This is a genomic window from Vibrio spartinae (assembly GCF_024347135.1).
Taxonomy (GTDB): domain Bacteria; phylum Pseudomonadota; class Gammaproteobacteria; order Enterobacterales; family Vibrionaceae; genus Vibrio; species Vibrio spartinae.
This window is the reverse complement of record NZ_AP024907.1, coordinates 1,766,222-1,781,350: the sequence shown is the minus strand read 5'-3', so window position 1 is coordinate 1,781,350 and position 15,129 is coordinate 1,766,222. Positions and strand designations below refer to the sequence as shown.

General features: G+C 45.0%; 16 protein-coding genes. 9 read left to right on the top strand and 7 right to left on the bottom strand.

Going from position 1 to position 15,129, the window contains the following annotated elements; translation table 11 throughout:
* The first annotated feature begins 14 nt into the window (after window positions 1-14).
* Window positions 15-1,214 carry a cystathionine beta-lyase gene (locus OCU60_RS07900; RefSeq protein WP_074373622.1) on the top strand — a complete coding sequence of 400 codons (1,200 nt, stop codon included), beginning with the start codon at window positions 15-17 and terminating at the stop codon, window positions 1,212-1,214.
* Window positions 1,215-1,328: 114 nt separating this feature from the next.
* Here OCU60_RS07900 and pspC read toward each other — a convergent pair whose 3' ends face one another.
* The 3 genes from pspC to pspA are packed head-to-tail and all read right to left on the bottom strand — an operon-like array spanning window position 1,329 to window position 2,631.
* Window positions 1,329-1,748, bottom strand: a complete 420-nt coding sequence (gene pspC, locus OCU60_RS07895; protein ID WP_074373654.1) for an envelope stress response membrane protein PspC — start codon at window positions 1,746-1,748, stop codon at window positions 1,329-1,331.
* On the bottom strand, window positions 1,708-1,947 hold the full coding sequence (gene pspB, locus OCU60_RS07890) for an envelope stress response membrane protein PspB (protein ID WP_074373621.1): 240 nt from the start codon (window positions 1,945-1,947) through the stop codon (window positions 1,708-1,710). Before pspB ends, pspC begins: the two co-directional genes overlap by 41 nt.
* A 9-nt stretch (window positions 1,948-1,956) precedes the next feature.
* Window positions 1,957-2,631, bottom strand: a complete 675-nt coding sequence (gene pspA, locus OCU60_RS07885; RefSeq protein WP_074373620.1) for a phage shock protein PspA — start codon at window positions 2,629-2,631, stop codon at window positions 1,957-1,959.
* Window positions 2,632-2,835: 204 nt separating this feature from the next.
* Here pspA and pspF point away from each other — a divergent pair, with 204 nt between their 5' ends.
* The 8 genes from pspF (at window position 2,836) to OCU60_RS07845 (ending at window position 10,931) form a co-directional block, all read left to right on the top strand.
* Complete coding sequence (gene pspF / locus OCU60_RS07880; RefSeq protein ID WP_074373619.1) at window positions 2,836-3,876, top strand: phage shock protein operon transcriptional activator; 1,041 nt, start codon at window positions 2,836-2,838, stop codon at window positions 3,874-3,876.
* Window positions 3,877-3,998: 122 nt separating this feature from the next.
* Window positions 3,999-5,621 (top strand): ABC transporter substrate-binding protein SapA, encoded by a 1,623-nt coding sequence (sapA, locus tag OCU60_RS07875; protein WP_074373618.1) that lies wholly within the window; start codon window positions 3,999-4,001, stop codon window positions 5,619-5,621.
* Window positions 5,621-6,583, top strand: a complete 963-nt coding sequence (locus tag OCU60_RS07870) for an ABC transporter permease (RefSeq protein WP_074373617.1) — start codon at window positions 5,621-5,623, stop codon at window positions 6,581-6,583. The genes sapA and OCU60_RS07870 overlap by 1 nt, the downstream gene beginning before the upstream one ends.
* Window positions 6,570-7,457 (top strand): ABC transporter permease subunit, encoded by an 888-nt coding sequence (locus OCU60_RS07865; RefSeq protein ID WP_074373616.1) that lies wholly within the window; start codon window positions 6,570-6,572, stop codon window positions 7,455-7,457. The genes OCU60_RS07870 and OCU60_RS07865 overlap by 14 nt, the downstream gene beginning before the upstream one ends.
* Window positions 7,457-8,452 carry a peptide ABC transporter ATP-binding protein gene (locus OCU60_RS07860; RefSeq protein WP_074373615.1) on the top strand — a complete coding sequence of 332 codons (996 nt, stop codon included), beginning with the start codon at window positions 7,457-7,459 and terminating at the stop codon, window positions 8,450-8,452. Before OCU60_RS07865 ends, OCU60_RS07860 begins: the two co-directional genes overlap by 1 nt.
* Window positions 8,449-9,246 carry a peptide ABC transporter ATP-binding protein gene (locus OCU60_RS07855; protein ID WP_074373614.1) on the top strand — a complete coding sequence of 266 codons (798 nt, stop codon included), beginning with the start codon at window positions 8,449-8,451 and terminating at the stop codon, window positions 9,244-9,246. Before OCU60_RS07860 ends, OCU60_RS07855 begins: the two co-directional genes overlap by 4 nt.
* A 1-nt stretch (window position 9,247) precedes the next feature.
* On the top strand, window positions 9,248-10,033 hold the full coding sequence (locus OCU60_RS07850; RefSeq protein ID WP_074373613.1) for a DUF2927 domain-containing protein: 786 nt from the start codon (window positions 9,248-9,250) through the stop codon (window positions 10,031-10,033).
* 97 nt (window positions 10,034-10,130) lie between these two features.
* Window positions 10,131-10,931, top strand: a complete 801-nt coding sequence (locus OCU60_RS07845) for an ABC transporter permease (RefSeq protein WP_074373612.1) — start codon at window positions 10,131-10,133, stop codon at window positions 10,929-10,931.
* Window positions 10,932-11,234: 303 nt separating this feature from the next.
* Here OCU60_RS07845 and pgsA read toward each other — a convergent pair whose 3' ends face one another.
* The 4 genes from pgsA to OCU60_RS07825 all read right to left on the bottom strand — a co-directional run bounded on the left by pgsA (window position 11,235) and on the right by OCU60_RS07825 (window position 15,003).
* Window positions 11,235-11,792, bottom strand: a complete 558-nt coding sequence (pgsA, locus tag OCU60_RS07840; RefSeq protein WP_074373611.1) for a CDP-diacylglycerol--glycerol-3-phosphate 3-phosphatidyltransferase — start codon at window positions 11,790-11,792, stop codon at window positions 11,235-11,237.
* Between the two features lie 45 nt (window positions 11,793-11,837).
* Window positions 11,838-13,670, bottom strand: coding sequence for an excinuclease ABC subunit UvrC (uvrC, locus tag OCU60_RS07835; RefSeq protein ID WP_074373610.1), 1,833 nt, complete (start codon window positions 13,668-13,670; stop codon window positions 11,838-11,840).
* On the bottom strand, window positions 13,670-14,314 hold the full coding sequence (gene uvrY / locus OCU60_RS07830) for a UvrY/SirA/GacA family response regulator transcription factor (protein ID WP_074373653.1): 645 nt from the start codon (window positions 14,312-14,314) through the stop codon (window positions 13,670-13,672). Before uvrY ends, uvrC begins: the two co-directional genes overlap by 1 nt.
* A gap of 392 nt (window positions 14,315-14,706) precedes the next feature.
* Complete coding sequence (locus tag OCU60_RS07825; protein WP_074373609.1) at window positions 14,707-15,003, bottom strand: hypothetical protein; 297 nt, start codon at window positions 15,001-15,003, stop codon at window positions 14,707-14,709.
* Between the last annotated feature and the right edge of the window lie 126 nt (window positions 15,004-15,129).

The following is a 15,129-nucleotide window of genomic DNA, read 5'->3' as shown; positions in this document are numbered from 1 at the left end:
TCAAAGGACTTTGCATGTCAGAAGGAAGAAAAACGAAGTTTGTCACCACTGGTCGTAATAAAGAATGGACACAAGGCGCGGTGAACCCGCCAGTACAACGAGCCTCTTCTATTATTTTCGATTCCGTCGCTGCCAAAAATCACGCGACGATCAACCGGGCCAATAAAACGTTGTTCTATGGTCGTCGTGGCACCAATACACATTTTGCGTTTCAAGAGGCCATGACCGATATCGAAGGCGGTGCCGGATGTGCACTGTATCCTTGTGGTACGGCAGCCATTACCAATGCAATTCTCTCATTTGTGTCTACCGGTGATCACATTCTGATGGTCGATACTTGTTACGAGCCGACCCGCGAGTTTTGCGAAACCATCATGAAAAAGATGGGGATTGAAACCACCTATTACGATCCGATGATCGGTGAAGACATTGAATCCCTGATTCGTCCTAATACTAAGATTCTATTTACCGAATCCCCCGGGTCGATCACGATGGAAGTTCAGGATATCCCGACGTTATCCCGGATTGCTCACGCACATGACATTATCGTGATTCTCGATAACACGTGGGCCGCAGGCGTGAATTTTTCACCCTTTGAGCACGGTGTAGATATTTCGGTACAGGCTGCCACTAAATATATTGTCGGTCATTCTGACAGCATGTTGGGCACCGCCGTTGCCAATGAAAAGTGTTGGGAGCAACTACGGGAACAAAGCTATTTGATGGGTCAATGTGTCTCCCCTGACGATGCTTATTTGGGATTGCGCGGTATCCGGACGCTCGATGTCCGACTCAGACAACACGCTGAAAGCAGTTTGAAAGTGGCTCGCTGGCTGGCAGAACGTCCGGAAGTGGATCATGTGCGCCATCCGGGGCTGGAAACGTGTCCGGGACATGACTATTTCCAACGGGATTTTACCGGAGGAAACGGTTTGTTCTCGTTTGTATTGAAAACCAGTCATTCGCGTGCAACGACCGCTTTGCTCGATAACATGCAACATTTCAGTATGGGATATTCATGGGGTGGGTTTGAAAGTCTGATTCTTGCCAATGAACCGAAAAGCTTCAATGCATTACGCACGGTTGCGCATCCAAACTTTACCGGAACGCTGATTCGTATTCACATCGGCCTCGAAGATACCGATGATTTAATTGCTGACCTAGAAGCGGGATTCCAGCGTTATCAGGAAGCACTCGACAGTCTCTCGGCCTGACAATATCAACGCCACTGTAAAGATGTTGCTCTCCGGTGTTTGAAACATTCAACACCGGAGACTCTCTGAACGGATTGCCCTGAACAGATCGCAAGCCTTGTCCCTAACAACAACTTATAAATCCCGAAAAGCCTTATTGACTTTGAATGCATCGGATGTCACGTAAGCCTCAATCTGACAGACTTTGACTTCAACCTTATCAAGCTCCTGCGATAAATTATGGAGGAGCTGGTGAGCGGAAGCACCCTGTTTCCATGGCCGACTTTTCAGCTTATGCTCACGCTGCATCTGAACGGTCTGATCATAATCTTCCGGCTGTTTTTCCAACATTAAGCTAAGCGCAATATAAGCCAGAATCACCAGAAAGCCGCCCCCCAATAACGTGGCTGACAACACAATGATTCTGACCAGCCACACTTCCAGCTCAAAATAGTTGGCAACGCCGGCACACACACCTGATATTTTGCCATGACGAGGATCCCGATACAGGGATTTATGCCCCTTCATAATGTGACCTCCAGTTTGGCGTCTCATCATCGAGAATTTTTTCTAACGTATGAACACGCTGTTGTAGAGAATCCGCTTTTGCCGACAAAGCCGCCAACTGTTCATAGTCTTCCTGACTCAAACCACTCTCCGAACGTTTTTTGCTTCGATAGTGAAGAATCAGCCATAAAGGTGCCACCACCACCATAAAGACGATCAGTGGTACAGACACAAGCATCACTAACATAGTTATTCCTTATTCTGACTCATTTTTTTTCAGCGCCTGTTTCAACTTCGCCAACTCGCTGTCAATCTCATCCTGGGCCTGAAGATTGGCAAACTCTTGCTCTAAAGTCTTCCCTTGCCCGGTGTGCTCGTAAATATCCGCTTCAGCTTCAAGCTCATCGACACGTCTTGAAAACTGATCAAATTTTGCCATCGTTTCATCGGTTCGGTTGCGCTGCAAATGCTTTTGAACATCACGACGCTTCCCCGCGGTCTGCGCCCGAATCATCATCGCCTTCTGTTTGGCTCTGGTTTCGGTAATTTTAGTTTCTAACTTGGTGATTTCATCCGCCAGTTTATCAATGGTCTCTTCAACCAACGTAAACTCTGTTTTTAAACCTTTAACCGTATCCTGCAACTTCTGCTTTTCTATCAGCGCCGCGCGGGCCAGATCTTCTCGCTCTTTCGCCAGTGCCAGAGAGGCTTTTTGTGTCCACTCTTCGATCTGACTGTCGAGAGACTCTATTTTTCTCAACAGCTCTTTTTTATCTGCCAACACTTTGGCAGAGTGGCTCCGAACCTCAACCAACGTGTCTTCCATCTCCTGAATAATCAGACGAATCATTTTTTCAGGGTCTTCTGCTTTATCAAGTAATGCACTGATATTAGAATTTACAATATCTGCAAATCGGGAAAAAATACCCATATGATGTTCCTCTTGTTTACATGGTCTGTTCATACGCTATGCCACTTCATACTATTCAAAACCTGTGCCATATTTAAAAAATCATAAAAATCAAATAATTAACATATATCAGAGCATCTCCCCTTCACAACATTTGTATTTATGACCACTTTTTGGTTAATCTGACCATTATTTGATGATTGAAACTGCTTATTGGAATAGCCCATGAAAATTAACCTGATTGGTGAATCCCCTCATTTTCTGGCCGTGCTGGAAAAAGCGTCTCATCTGGCTCAAATCAATCGACCGGTTTTGATTTTAGGAGAACGGGGAACCGGTAAAGAACTGATTGCCCAACGTATCCATTATTTGTCCCAACGATGGGAACATCCGATGATTTCTCTCAATTGTGCTGCGCTTGCCGAAGGGGTGATTGACTCCGAACTGTTCGGTCATGAAGCAGGGGCTTTTACCGGGTCAAAAGGACGTCATCAAGGCCGTTTTGAACGGGCAGAACATGGCAGTCTGTTTCTTGATGAGCTGGCAGCAGCACCGCTGAATGTCCAAGAGAAGCTGCTACGGGTCATTGAATATGGGGAATATGAACGCGTGGGTGGTTCCAAAACACTCAAAACGGATGTCCGCCTGATTTGTGCGACCAACGGTGATTTGTTATCCATGGCCGAACGTCACGAATTTCGCGCAGATTTATTGGATCGGTTAGCCTTTGATATTATTCACCTGCCACCGCTCCGGGAAAGAACCGAAGATATTTTACTACTCGCCGAACACTATGCCATACGGATGTGTCATGAAATCGCACGCCCCTACTTTGCGGGATTCAGTCAACAAGCACGAGCCCAATTACTGGGCTATCACTGGCCCGGAAACATCCGGGAATTAAAAAATGTGGTTGAGCGCGCGGTCTACCAGCATCGTTCAGTCGATGACCCAATTGATGATTTAGTGCTGGATCCATTTCAGTGCCAGTGGCTGCAGCCACCATCAGGCAACAACGCCCCCGATGAAGCAGCTGTTCATCAGGAGCAAAGCATCCTAACCAGTCAAGACGCCCCGCATGCGAGTGACATTGTATTTCCACTTAATTTCAGATCGTGGGTAGACACCCAAGAGCGCCACGTCATTATGCAAGCACTGACACAAGCCAAATATAATCAAAAGAATGCCGCTCAATTATTAGGATTAAGCTATCATCAATTAAGAGGTCTCATCCGAAAATATCAGCTCATAACTAAAAATGAGTGAGTTATGAATCAATTTCAATGTGTTTTTCATTGGTTCACTTATATAAAAGTGGTAAATTAGCTGCTTGTTTGAGGCAGATTTCTGTGGCTTAGAGAGCCTCGTTTCATATATTCGCTTTTAAAATGAAAATACTGATAAAACTCACCTTGAGTTTCTGCGGTCTGGGACTCTTAACAGGCTGTAATGACCAGAATACCGATCATAGCGAAATCAGACAGACAGGCTTCGTCTACTGTGGGCAGGGGACACCGGATACGTTTAACCCTCAACTGGTTGATAGTGGCATTACTGCTGAATCCCTCGGTCCTCAAATTTATGACACGTTGCTCATTCTCGATCCTGAGACACAGCGCCCTTCACCGAATCTGGCTGAGCGTTGGACCGTGAATGAACAAGGTACAGTGTACACGTTCTATCTCCGTCATCATGTGCCTTTTCAACATACGAAATGGTTTAGTCCATCGCGTAACCTGAATGCTGAAGATGTCGTATTTAGCTTTGATCGGATCCTTAGCTCATACAACCCGTTTCACAATATCAGCAACAGCCACTATCCGTGGTTTGCCGGTATTAACTTCAAACATCTGGTCAAAAGTGTTGATGCGCTGGATCCCTATACCGTTCAGTTCACATTACGACGGCCTGACAATAGCTTTCTGGCAAATATCTCAACCACACATGCTGTGATTCTCTCAAAAGAATATGCCGATCAACTGATTTATGCAGATGAAAAGTCAATGATTGACACCCACCCCGTCGGGACGGGGCCTTTCTATCTTGATGAAATGCAGGTGAGCGACTTTATCAGACTCAAAAGACATCCACTTTACTGGAAAGGTCTGCCGAAAATGCAACAGGTTGTGTTTGATATTGCCCAGCGAGGCACTGGCACGCTGGCAAAACTACTGCGTAATGAGTGTGATGTACTCAGTACACCGATCTCGAGCCAAATTCCGATCATCGAACAGCAAAAGCATATTTTGCTCAGCTCGACGCCCGCCATGAATGTGTCTTTTATCGCAGTGAATACAACTCACCCAGCGATCAGTGATCCTCGCGTGCGCAAAGCATTGAGTTTTGCTATTAACCGGCAAAATATTTTAGATTCTGTTTATTATGGCACTGGCAGAATTGCCTATAATATTTTACCCCCGACATCCTGGGCCTATCAAAAAGATGCGGTTCAGGTCCGTTATGATCACAGTTACGCACTCGGATTGTTACGGGATGCCGGTTTCAGTAACGGATTAGAACTCTCCATGTTGGTTCCGCTCGAACCAACAGCTTATAATCCGAGTCCTCGGAAAACCGCTGAGCTCATTCAGGCAAACCTGAAAGATATAGGCATTAAATTACACCTCATCCCTGAAGAGCGGATTGACCGACAAAATCGCTCCGATTATGCCGATGTTGACTTATATCTGACCGGCTGGTCAGGGCGAACTGGCGATCCGGATAGTTTTCTACGCCCAATTCTCTCCTGTGACGCGAGAGGAGAAGGCATCAATCTATCCAAATGGTGTAATGAAGATTTTGATTTCCTACTGAATCTCGCATTAGAAGTTGACCGTCATCGTTATCGACTCAACCTTTACAAGCAGGCACAAAATATCATTAACCAAGAGTTCCCGGTGATTCCGATTGCCCACGGCATGCAATTTAAGGCATATAATGATTCATTGACTGGTTTTCAACTGAACCCATTTAATGTGCAGCCTTTCAATATGGTTGAGAGGATAAAATAATGCTGCTCTATACAATCCGTAAATTTAACCTTTTTATCATCACCTTATTGATTTTAACGTTGATCGGATACAGCATTCTCAGATTCGATCCTTATTCCCACTGGGCACTCGAGAATTTCTGGCAAGGATGGTTCACTTATGTGTCTGAAATTAGTCAGCTCAATTTTGGAATCAACCGTTCCGGCACACCCGTCATCGATGAATTAGTGATCGTGTTTCCCGCCACATTGGAACTGTGCCTATTTGCCTTTATGATTTCATTAATGATTGGCATCCCGATCGGGACAATCGCGGGCATGAAACAAGGAAAGTGGCTCGATACCGTGATTTCCTTTGTGTCAATGTGTGGCTACTCAGCACCAATTTATTGGATCGCGCTGATGTTGTTGCTGGTATTTTCACTGAATTACGAAATTTTCCCGGTCTCCGGTCGTTACGACCTGCTTTATAATATTAAGCATGTAACAGGATTTGCACTGATTGACGCTTTTCTGTCAAAAAGTGTTTACCGCCCTCAGATTCTACAAAGCGTGATTTCTCATCTGATTCTTCCCTGTACTGTGCTGGCGCTGGCTCCGACCACACAGATCATTCGATTAATGCGAACATCAGTGGCAGACGTCATGAATCAGAACTATATTCGGGTAGCGAGAATCCGCGGTCTCTCGCAATATCAAATCATCAGAGAACATGTGCTTCGCAATGCAATTCCGCCGATTATTCCTAAATTCGGGGTCCAACTCTCAACCATGCTGACGTTTGCGATTATCACCGAATCCATCTTTAACTGGCCGGGAATCGGCAGGTGGCTGCTGGATGCATTAGCAAATGAAGACTTAGTTTCAATTCAGGCCGGCGTTATTTCTGTCTCAACACTGGTGCTCACCGCAAACGTTTTATCTGATTTGCTCGGCGCCCTGATCAATCCGTTCGTAAGGAAAGCTTGGTATGCTAACAAATAATATCTATCAAGAAGAGCATATCCCTACCCCGTTCGAACGATTCTGGCGGAGTTTTCGTCATAATAATCTGGCAATGTTCGGGCTATGGTGCCTGCTGGCGTTGATCCTCATTACTGTGTTTGCCCCTTGGATCTCCCCACATGATGCACAAGCACACACCAGTCATTTACTTGTTCCCCCTTCTTGGGATCCGGCAGGTTCGGTCGAGTATTTCTTTGGTACCGATGATCTTGGCCGGGATATTCTATCCCGCCTCATTGAAGGGACACGGCACTCTTTTGGTAATGCCGTGATTCTGACCATATTCGCCACATGCGTCGGTTCTATTATCGGTATCTCAGCAGGCATGACCTCCGGATTGCTTTCGAGTATTTTGAATCACTTGATGGATACCATCATGTCGATCCCATCACTCCTGCTCGCCATTATTTTTGTTGCGATTCTTGGGGTTGGTGAATCCAATATTCTACTGGCAATCGGGCTGGCTCTGATTCCTCGGTTTATTCGCTCAGCCTATACCGCGGTCCACAATGAAGTCGGCAAAGATTACATCATGGCCGCCAGACTGGACGGGGCAAAAGACATTTACCTGCTGTGGTACTCGATTTTACCCAATATTTTATCAACCATTGTATTAGAAATTAACTTTGCAATGACGGTTGCTATCTTAGATATCACCTCACTTGGTTTTCTAGGATTAGGGGCACAGTCATTCACTTCTGAGTGGGGTGCGATTCTGGGAGACTCCGTAGAACTGCTTTATCTCGCGCCATGGACTGTGGTTCTGCCCGGATTGACAATTATGTTTACCGTTATTATTGTCAACCTTGTGGGTGAAGGGGCGCGTCAGTCACTCAACGAGGGGGTCGAATAATGCCAATGCTGGATATTCGTCATCTGACGATTGAAATTGATACGCCACAAGGGCTTGTCAAAGCGGTAGATCGCATCAGTCTGACCATGAATGAAGGTGAAATTCGTGGTTTAGTGGGTGAGTCAGGCTCTGGTAAAAGTCTTGTTGCCAAAGCTATTGTCGGTGTATGTAAAGAAAACTGGCGTATTACTGCTGACCGGATGAGGCTAGGCAATATCGATTTGCTGCAACTTACGCCACGGGAACGTCGGCGTGTGATTGCCCGAGATATCGCCATGATATTTCAGGAGCCTTCAACGTGTCTTGACCCTTCAGATGAGGTGGGAAAACAGTTGCTCGAAGCCATCCCGTCCCATACATTTAAAGGGCAATGGTGGCAACGCTTTTCATGGCGTAAAAAACAAGCCATTGCTTTACTGCATAAAGTGGGGATTAAAGATCACCATCGTATTTTAAAAAGCTATCCCTATGAAATTACCGATGGTGAATGCCAAAAAGTGATGATCGCAATGGCGATTGCCACAAAGCCCAAATTACTGATAGCAGATGAACCAACCAATGACCTCGATCCAATCACACAGTCGCAAATACTGCGTCTGTTAAGCCGAATGAATCAGGTCAATAACACGACAATTCTATTGATCGGACACGACCTGACCACCATTACGCAATGGGCACATCGTATTACGGTGATGTACTGTGGTCAGTCAATCGAGTCTGCGATGACTCGCAATATTTTGGCTACGCCAAAACACCCATATACTGTCGCGCTATTGACAGCCATGCCAGATTTCAGCTCATCAATCCCACATAAGCAGAAATTAAACTCACTGCCGGGGTCAATTCCGCCGCTACAACATTTACCGATTGGTTGTCGGCTCGGCCCAAGGTGCCCCTATGCGCAACGCCAATGTGTGGAAATCCCGAAAAGCCGCTGGATTAAAAATCATAAATACTCCTGCCACTATCCGTTGAATATGGAAGAGACACAATGACGATTCCTCTATTAGAAGTTTCTGATTTATCGAAGACTTTTACTACTCGTCCCAGCTTATTTAAGAAGAAAATTCATCATGCTGTCGAGTCGGTAGATTTTACATTGGAAGTCGGTCAAACCATTGGATTCATCGGCCAAAATGGTTCAGGTAAGTCAACGCTTGCTCGTATGTTATCCGGTATGGTCGAACCGACAACGGGAGAAATCCGGGTGAATGGCGAACGTCTGGAGCATAAAGATTATGCGACCCGATGTAAGCTTATCCGCATGATTTTTCAGGATCCAAATACATCACTGAATTCGAAAATTCAGGTTGGACGCATTTTAGAAGGGCCACTGAAACGGAATACAGAAATGTTACCCGCAGCGCGCCAGAAACGGGTTAAAGATACCTTATTACGGGTCGGTCTCCTCCCCGAACATGCCTATTTTTATCCTCAAATGTTGGCAACAGGACAAAAACAGCGGGTGTGTCTCGCCAGAGCTCTGATTTTGCAGCCATCAATCATTGTTGCCGATGAAGCATTGAATGGTCTGGATATGGCAATGCGCTCGCAAATCATTAATCTGTTGATGGAGTTACAGGAGGAAATGGGCGTGTCTTTCGTCTATGTTTCCCAACACCTTGGCGTAATTAAACACATTACCGATAAAGTCATCGTCATGCACGAAGGTAAAGTGGTTGAATCCGGTTATACTGAAAAGGTGCTTTCGAATCCACAACACATCATCACCCAGCGGATGATCGAAAGTCACTTCAGTCGAATCCCTGAGTTCGGGACGGAGAATTAATATGCGGTGGCGACCGCTGTGCTGGTTGATGATAACCATGAGCTTCAGCAACGTAGCGCTCGCTGAGTTACCGACATGGGAACGTCCGGCGTTTATTCAAAATGCTTTCTTCCATGTCGCACTCGAATACGAATTTACCTCGGTGAAAACACCACGCCTCGCTAAGTGGACTCACCCGATTCGGGTATGGTTTGAGCATGATGTCGGTGCTCAAGCGTTACACGAAAAAATGGCTCGTCTCCATTTGGCTCATCTCGAACAACTGACACATGTCCCTATCACGATTGTGAATCAACGTGCTGATGCCAATTTTATTTGGTATTTTACCCGCCAATCTCAATGGCGAAAAATTATTCGTGCAGAGCTCGGGGAAAAATCCTTAAAAAATACCTATGGTTCTGTCTGCATGTTTGGCGTAAAGCTTGATCCCGACAGCCATGAAATCCGTCGGGCAACCGTGATTATTCCCGTCGATCAAGCCCGCTCTCACGGTAAACTACTCGGATGTATTATTGAAGAATCGACTCAGGCACTTGGATTATTCAATGACTCGGAACAGGCTTATCCTTCCATATTCAATGATAAAACCCCCAACGATTTTCTATCCCCTTTAGACATCGTTTTACTGGAACTGCTCTATGAACCGACCCTTCTTCCCGGCATGGACAGCTCAGCACTTCAACATCCCCTCAAACAGTTACTATTGCAGTACCAACAGCAAGGAAAACTCAAACAAGCTTTATCTCAATCCAAACACGCCCCAATCATCGAACAGTTTGGCCTGTAAGCCTCACAATGATGCTCGGCAATCATTGATTCTAGTTGTGGTTGCCCCCTAAATTCGGATAGAGTAACCATTCCGTTCCTAAACTTAACCGCCTGTAATGAAAAGCGTCATTGATATTTCTTGGTGGCAGTTGGCAATATTTAGCCTGACACTGCTTATTCCAATCGCGATGAGTTTCCGATACCGATTGATGATCAGCAAAGATATTATTATCTCTGTATTCCGAATGGGGCTGCAACTCTGTTTAGTCGGTATTTATCTGGAGTATTTATTTGCACTGAACAGCCTTGTTGTGAATGTCTGCTGGCTATTGCTGATCATCGGGGTTGGTGCGAGCGCCATTCTATCAAAAGCTCATCTGCCTAAACGCCGGTTAATCATCCCGCTAATGGCAGGGATGATGATTGGCTTACTGCCCATGTTAGCCATACTGTGTCTATTGATGGTTCAACCGGTGCCCTTTTACAACACGCAATACATGATTCCTTTGGCTGGCATGCTGATGGGGAATACACTGAGTGGCAATATTGTTGCCCTGCAAAACCTATTTACAGCCTATCACGAACGCAGAAGTGAATACGAAGCGGCGATATCTTTGGGCGCATCTCCCCGTTACGCATCACAACCGTTTATTCAAAATGCGATACAAAAAGCGAATGCACCGATTTTGGCTTCGATGGCAAGCATCGGCCTAGTCACTTTGCCAGGGATGATGACTGGGCAGATTTTAGGAGGGGCCTCACCAATTATCGCCGCCAAATACCAATTTATGATCATGATTGCGATTTTCGTGGTGCTGAATATTTCTCTCGCACTATCGATAGAATATATGTTGAAAGCGGTACTGACGAAAGAAGGTAAAGTCTTGGTTCAGTTCAAGAAAAGCCCCACTTTCTAACGCGCCAAAATCGTGCACAAAATGTTTTTTTTTGTGCACGTTCGTTTTTTAAATCAAAATGTTATTCTTACTCACTGCCTTTAAAACACCTTATCCACAGATTTTGTGGATAACTACGATGGTGTTTGACATTTGTGATGACAGATCGGGTGAGAAAATATCACTTTATTCAGGATGTATCATTAAATACAGGTGCATATCTGTATAGTGAAGAAATATAATTCAATGCGTTATAAAATATCATTAAAAAACCCTGATATGAAAACAGCCATATCAGGGTTCATCATAGAAAATGGTGCACTATCAGTGATTTTCTTCACTCAGAAGATCATCTTTAGCAGCCATCAAATATTGCCACATCGACCAGTAAGTCAAAATCGTTGCAACATAGATTGAGATATATCCTAACCAAATCATCCAGTCATCATAGCGCCAAATCAATGCGAGCAACGCAAACATCTGAGTCATTGTCTTCACTTTACCAATCCAAGACACCGCAACACTGGCGCGCTTGCCGATTTCTGCCATCCACTCCCGCAACGCAGAAATAATGATTTCTCTGGCAATCATGGTCACAGCAGGAATCGTAATCCAGATGCTATGGAAATGCTCCGTAATCAAGATCAATGCTGTCGCAACCAACACTTTATCCGCGACAGGGTCGATAAATGCACCGAAACGAGAGGTTTGGTCTAATTTTCTCGCGAGCATCCCATCAAGCCAGTCCGTGATGCCGGCAACCCAGAACACCACTGCCGCAGCAAAAGAAGACCAGCTGTAAGGCAAATAAAAAGCGACAACGAATACCGGAATGAGGAAAAGCCGAATCAGGGACAATATATTAGGGATATTTAAACGCATATGCTTCGCTCTTATTGTTTGCGCTGTTATGTTGCTGTATTTTCGCTATTGTTTCAATGCTTGATGGATATTTTCTGCCAAAGATCGACTGATACCCGGAACTTTGGTGATTTCTTCAACACTGGCGCGTTTCAGTTCTTGTAGCCCGCCCATAAACTGCAACAGTGCCTGGCGTCGTTTCGGCCCGATCCCCTCAATACCTTCCAGTGCACTGGTTCGCCGAGTTTTTCCGCGTTTGTTACGGTGACCACTAATTGCATGGTTATGACTCTCATCGCGGATGTGTTGAATTAAATGTAACGCTGGCGCATCATTCGCCAGATGAAATTCATCGCCTTCAACTGTCAGCAAGGTTTCCAGTCCGGGTTTACGGGTTACACCTTTGGCGATCCCCATCAATAAAGGCCGCTTTGGCCAATCATCCCAGTAACGCGAAACAATCTGATGTGCGCGAGATAGCTGACCTTTTCCGCCATCAATGAAGATAATATCCGGAATTTTATCGACATCGATCTGCTTTGAATAACGACGCTCGAGAACCTGCCCCATCGCGGCATAATCATCTCCGCCAGTAATACCGCTAATATTATAACGACGATATTCCTGCTTAACCGGACCTTCCTGATTAAAGACCACACATGATGCAATGGTACTTTCCCCCATCGTATGGGAGATATCAAAACATTCCATCCGTTGAATCTGCTCCATCTCTAATTCATCCTGAAGCGCTTTGACCCGTTGTAAGCTGGTCATGCGATGATTCTGACGGGTGGTAATGGCAGTCTGAGCATTGGTATTCGCCAACTTCAGGTATCGTCCGCGGACCCCTGACGGCTCGACAAAGAACTGCACTTTTCGCCCGGCCATCTCAGTCAACAAAAGCTGGAAAACTTGAATATCGTCCAGCAATCCCCGATTCACAATCACTTTAGTCGGCAGTGTCCGTGACTCGTTATGAGAGAGATAATACTGCTTAAGGAAGCTTTCAAACACCTCTTCATGCGTGGTATTACCGGGAATTTTAGGGAAAAAACTTCGGCTGCCGAGAATTTTGCCCTGCCGAATCATCAAAGTATGAATACATGCTAAGCCATTTTCCTGTGCAAATCCCAGAACATCAATATCATCCAGGCTATCGGCCGAGACGAATTGTTGCTCCTGAATACGACGAATCGCCTGAATCTGATCGCGGTATTTTGCGGCATCTTCAAAACGCAATGCTTCACTGGCGGATGTCATTCTGTCCACCAGCATTGAAACGACTTGTTGATCTTTGCCGCGTAAAAACAGTCGCAGATCATCAACCAGTTCCTGATACGATTGTTCAGAAATCAAATCTGAAACACACGGACCGGCACAACGACCAATCTGATACATCAGGCAAGGACGTGTCCGATGACTATAGACTGAATCTTCACATTGTCGAACAGGGAATATCTTCTGAATTAAATGCAGCGTCTCACGAACGGCACCAGCATCAGGATAAGGACCGAAATACTCTCCCTTTTTCTTTTTTGCACCACGGTACACCGACACTCTCGGATGCTTGTGAGCACTGACCAAAATATAGGGATAAGACTTATCATCACGCAATAGCACATTGTATTTAGGCATGTATTGCTTGATGTAATTATGCTCCAGAATGAGCGCTTCGGTTTCAGTATGCGTTACCGTCACATCAATTCTGGCAATATGACTGACTAATGCTTTAGTCTTTTCGTTATCCAGTGTTTTACGAAAGTAACTGGACAGACGTTTTTTGAGATCCTTCGCTTTACCAACATAAATTACCTCAGCCCCGGTATTATACATTCGATAAACACCAGGCTGATTAGTCACAGTTGCTAAAAAAGAAGAAGGGTCAAATGCTTGAGTCACTACAACGTCTCAGTATCCAGCATTCCGTGTCGTATCGCTAAATGGGTTAACTCGACATCACCGTTGATATCCAGCTTGGCAAACAGGCGATAGCGATAACTGTTAACGGTTTTCGGACTTAAATTCAGCTGTTCTGAGATATCAGTAACTTTTTGCCCTTTGGTGATCATCATCATGATCTGTAATTCCCGTTCCGATAAATCGGCAAACGGATTTTCAGACGCAGGTGAAAACTGACTGAGTGCCATTTGCTGCGCAATTTCAGGGGATATATAGCGTTGACCACTATGAACAACCCGAATTGCGTTCACCATTTCATCCGGCCCGGCACCTTTGGACAAATACCCAGCCGCACCGGCCTGCATCACTTTGGTCGGAAAAGGATTTTCCGTATGTATAGTCAGTACAATAATACGAATATCCGGATTATAACGCAGTATCTTTTTCGTTGCTTCAAGGCCACCGATTCCCGGCATATTCATATCCATTAAAACAACATCAACATGGTGATTACGACACCATTTTACCGCTTGTTCACCGCTATCAGCTTCCCCTGCTACGTTCATGCCACGGACGTCTTCAATAATACGTCGAATCCCTGTGCGAACCAGCTCATGATCATCTACAAGGAATACGCTAATCAAACTTGCATCTCCACAATCAATTGGCTCAGCATCCAATTGGTTCAACACAATCAGGCAGACACAACTATGCCTAACCCAAAACCTTCACTATTCCCTGACTATGAGCCCAAACAATCGCTTTGGCAAGCACTTCTTTGTCTCTCGGCACGTTAATCTAAGCGACCTCAAAATCTTGTCGATGTGGCAACCTGTTCGCCTCAAAAACCAAGCACAAACCAGTTTATAATAAGTAGCTTACAGCATGACACGTGTACGAGATAAAACATCACCATCAGTAGACATTCAAAAAAAAACGCCTTGAACAGGCCACCTTATCAGCTCCCCTCTTGGCGCATCAATCCAATTTACAAATTTTCAGGGAATATAATTCTTATCCGACGAATCACATCTGACTACAGATCTCGCATCAATGCTTCATAAACTTCATTGGCTTCTTCAATCAAATGATTAAGCTCTTTAGCATCATTATCAGACAACATCACCTGCCAAGGTGAAGATGAATGATGATTCCCAGTCAGTTTGGTCTTTTGACCCGTCTTCTCAAAATGGACATCGTCAAATGCGGAATGATAACACGCTTGACATGAGTTCAACTCAATGTCGATATGACCAACAGGATTAACCTTCACATGTGCATGATCTCTGTTTCCGCGATGAACTAATAAGTAATCTCTGTGTATAGTGATCATACGATCCTCCAGACATGCTAATATCAGACATCCTTATATAGTGTAGAATATGCACTAATTTTTACCGATAAAACTATAATGAAGATTGATCTGGATTGGATTAATTGATGAAATTATTGTGACTAT

Excerpts from the sequence above, each read along its gene's own strand:
- OCU60_RS07900 (WP_074373622.1), top strand. The coding sequence starts at position 15 with ATGTCAGAAGGAAGAAAAACGAAGTTTGTCACCACTGGTCGTAATAAA.
- pspC (WP_074373654.1), bottom strand. The coding sequence starts at position 1,748 with ATGAGACGCCAAACTGGAGGTCACATTATGAAGGGGCATAAATCCCTG.
- pspB (WP_074373621.1), bottom strand. The coding sequence starts at position 1,947 with ATGTTAGTGATGCTTGTGTCTGTACCACTGATCGTCTTTATGGTGGTG.
- pspA (WP_074373620.1), bottom strand. The coding sequence starts at position 2,631 with ATGGGTATTTTTTCCCGATTTGCAGATATTGTAAATTCTAATATCAGT.
- pspF (WP_074373619.1), top strand. The coding sequence starts at position 2,836 with ATGAAAATTAACCTGATTGGTGAATCCCCTCATTTTCTGGCCGTGCTG.
- sapA (WP_074373618.1), top strand. The coding sequence starts at position 3,999 with ATGAAAATACTGATAAAACTCACCTTGAGTTTCTGCGGTCTGGGACTC.
- OCU60_RS07870 (WP_074373617.1), top strand. The coding sequence starts at position 5,621 with ATGCTGCTCTATACAATCCGTAAATTTAACCTTTTTATCATCACCTTA.
- OCU60_RS07865 (WP_074373616.1), top strand. The coding sequence starts at position 6,570 with ATGCTAACAAATAATATCTATCAAGAAGAGCATATCCCTACCCCGTTC.
- OCU60_RS07860 (WP_074373615.1), top strand. The coding sequence starts at position 7,457 with ATGCCAATGCTGGATATTCGTCATCTGACGATTGAAATTGATACGCCA.
- OCU60_RS07855 (WP_074373614.1), top strand. The coding sequence starts at position 8,449 with ATGACGATTCCTCTATTAGAAGTTTCTGATTTATCGAAGACTTTTACT.
- OCU60_RS07850 (WP_074373613.1), top strand. The coding sequence starts at position 9,248 with ATGCGGTGGCGACCGCTGTGCTGGTTGATGATAACCATGAGCTTCAGC.
- OCU60_RS07845 (WP_074373612.1), top strand. The coding sequence starts at position 10,131 with ATGAAAAGCGTCATTGATATTTCTTGGTGGCAGTTGGCAATATTTAGC.
- pgsA (WP_074373611.1), bottom strand. The coding sequence starts at position 11,792 with ATGCGTTTAAATATCCCTAATATATTGTCCCTGATTCGGCTTTTCCTC.
- OCU60_RS07825 (WP_074373609.1), bottom strand. The coding sequence starts at position 15,003 with ATGATCACTATACACAGAGATTACTTATTAGTTCATCGCGGAAACAGA.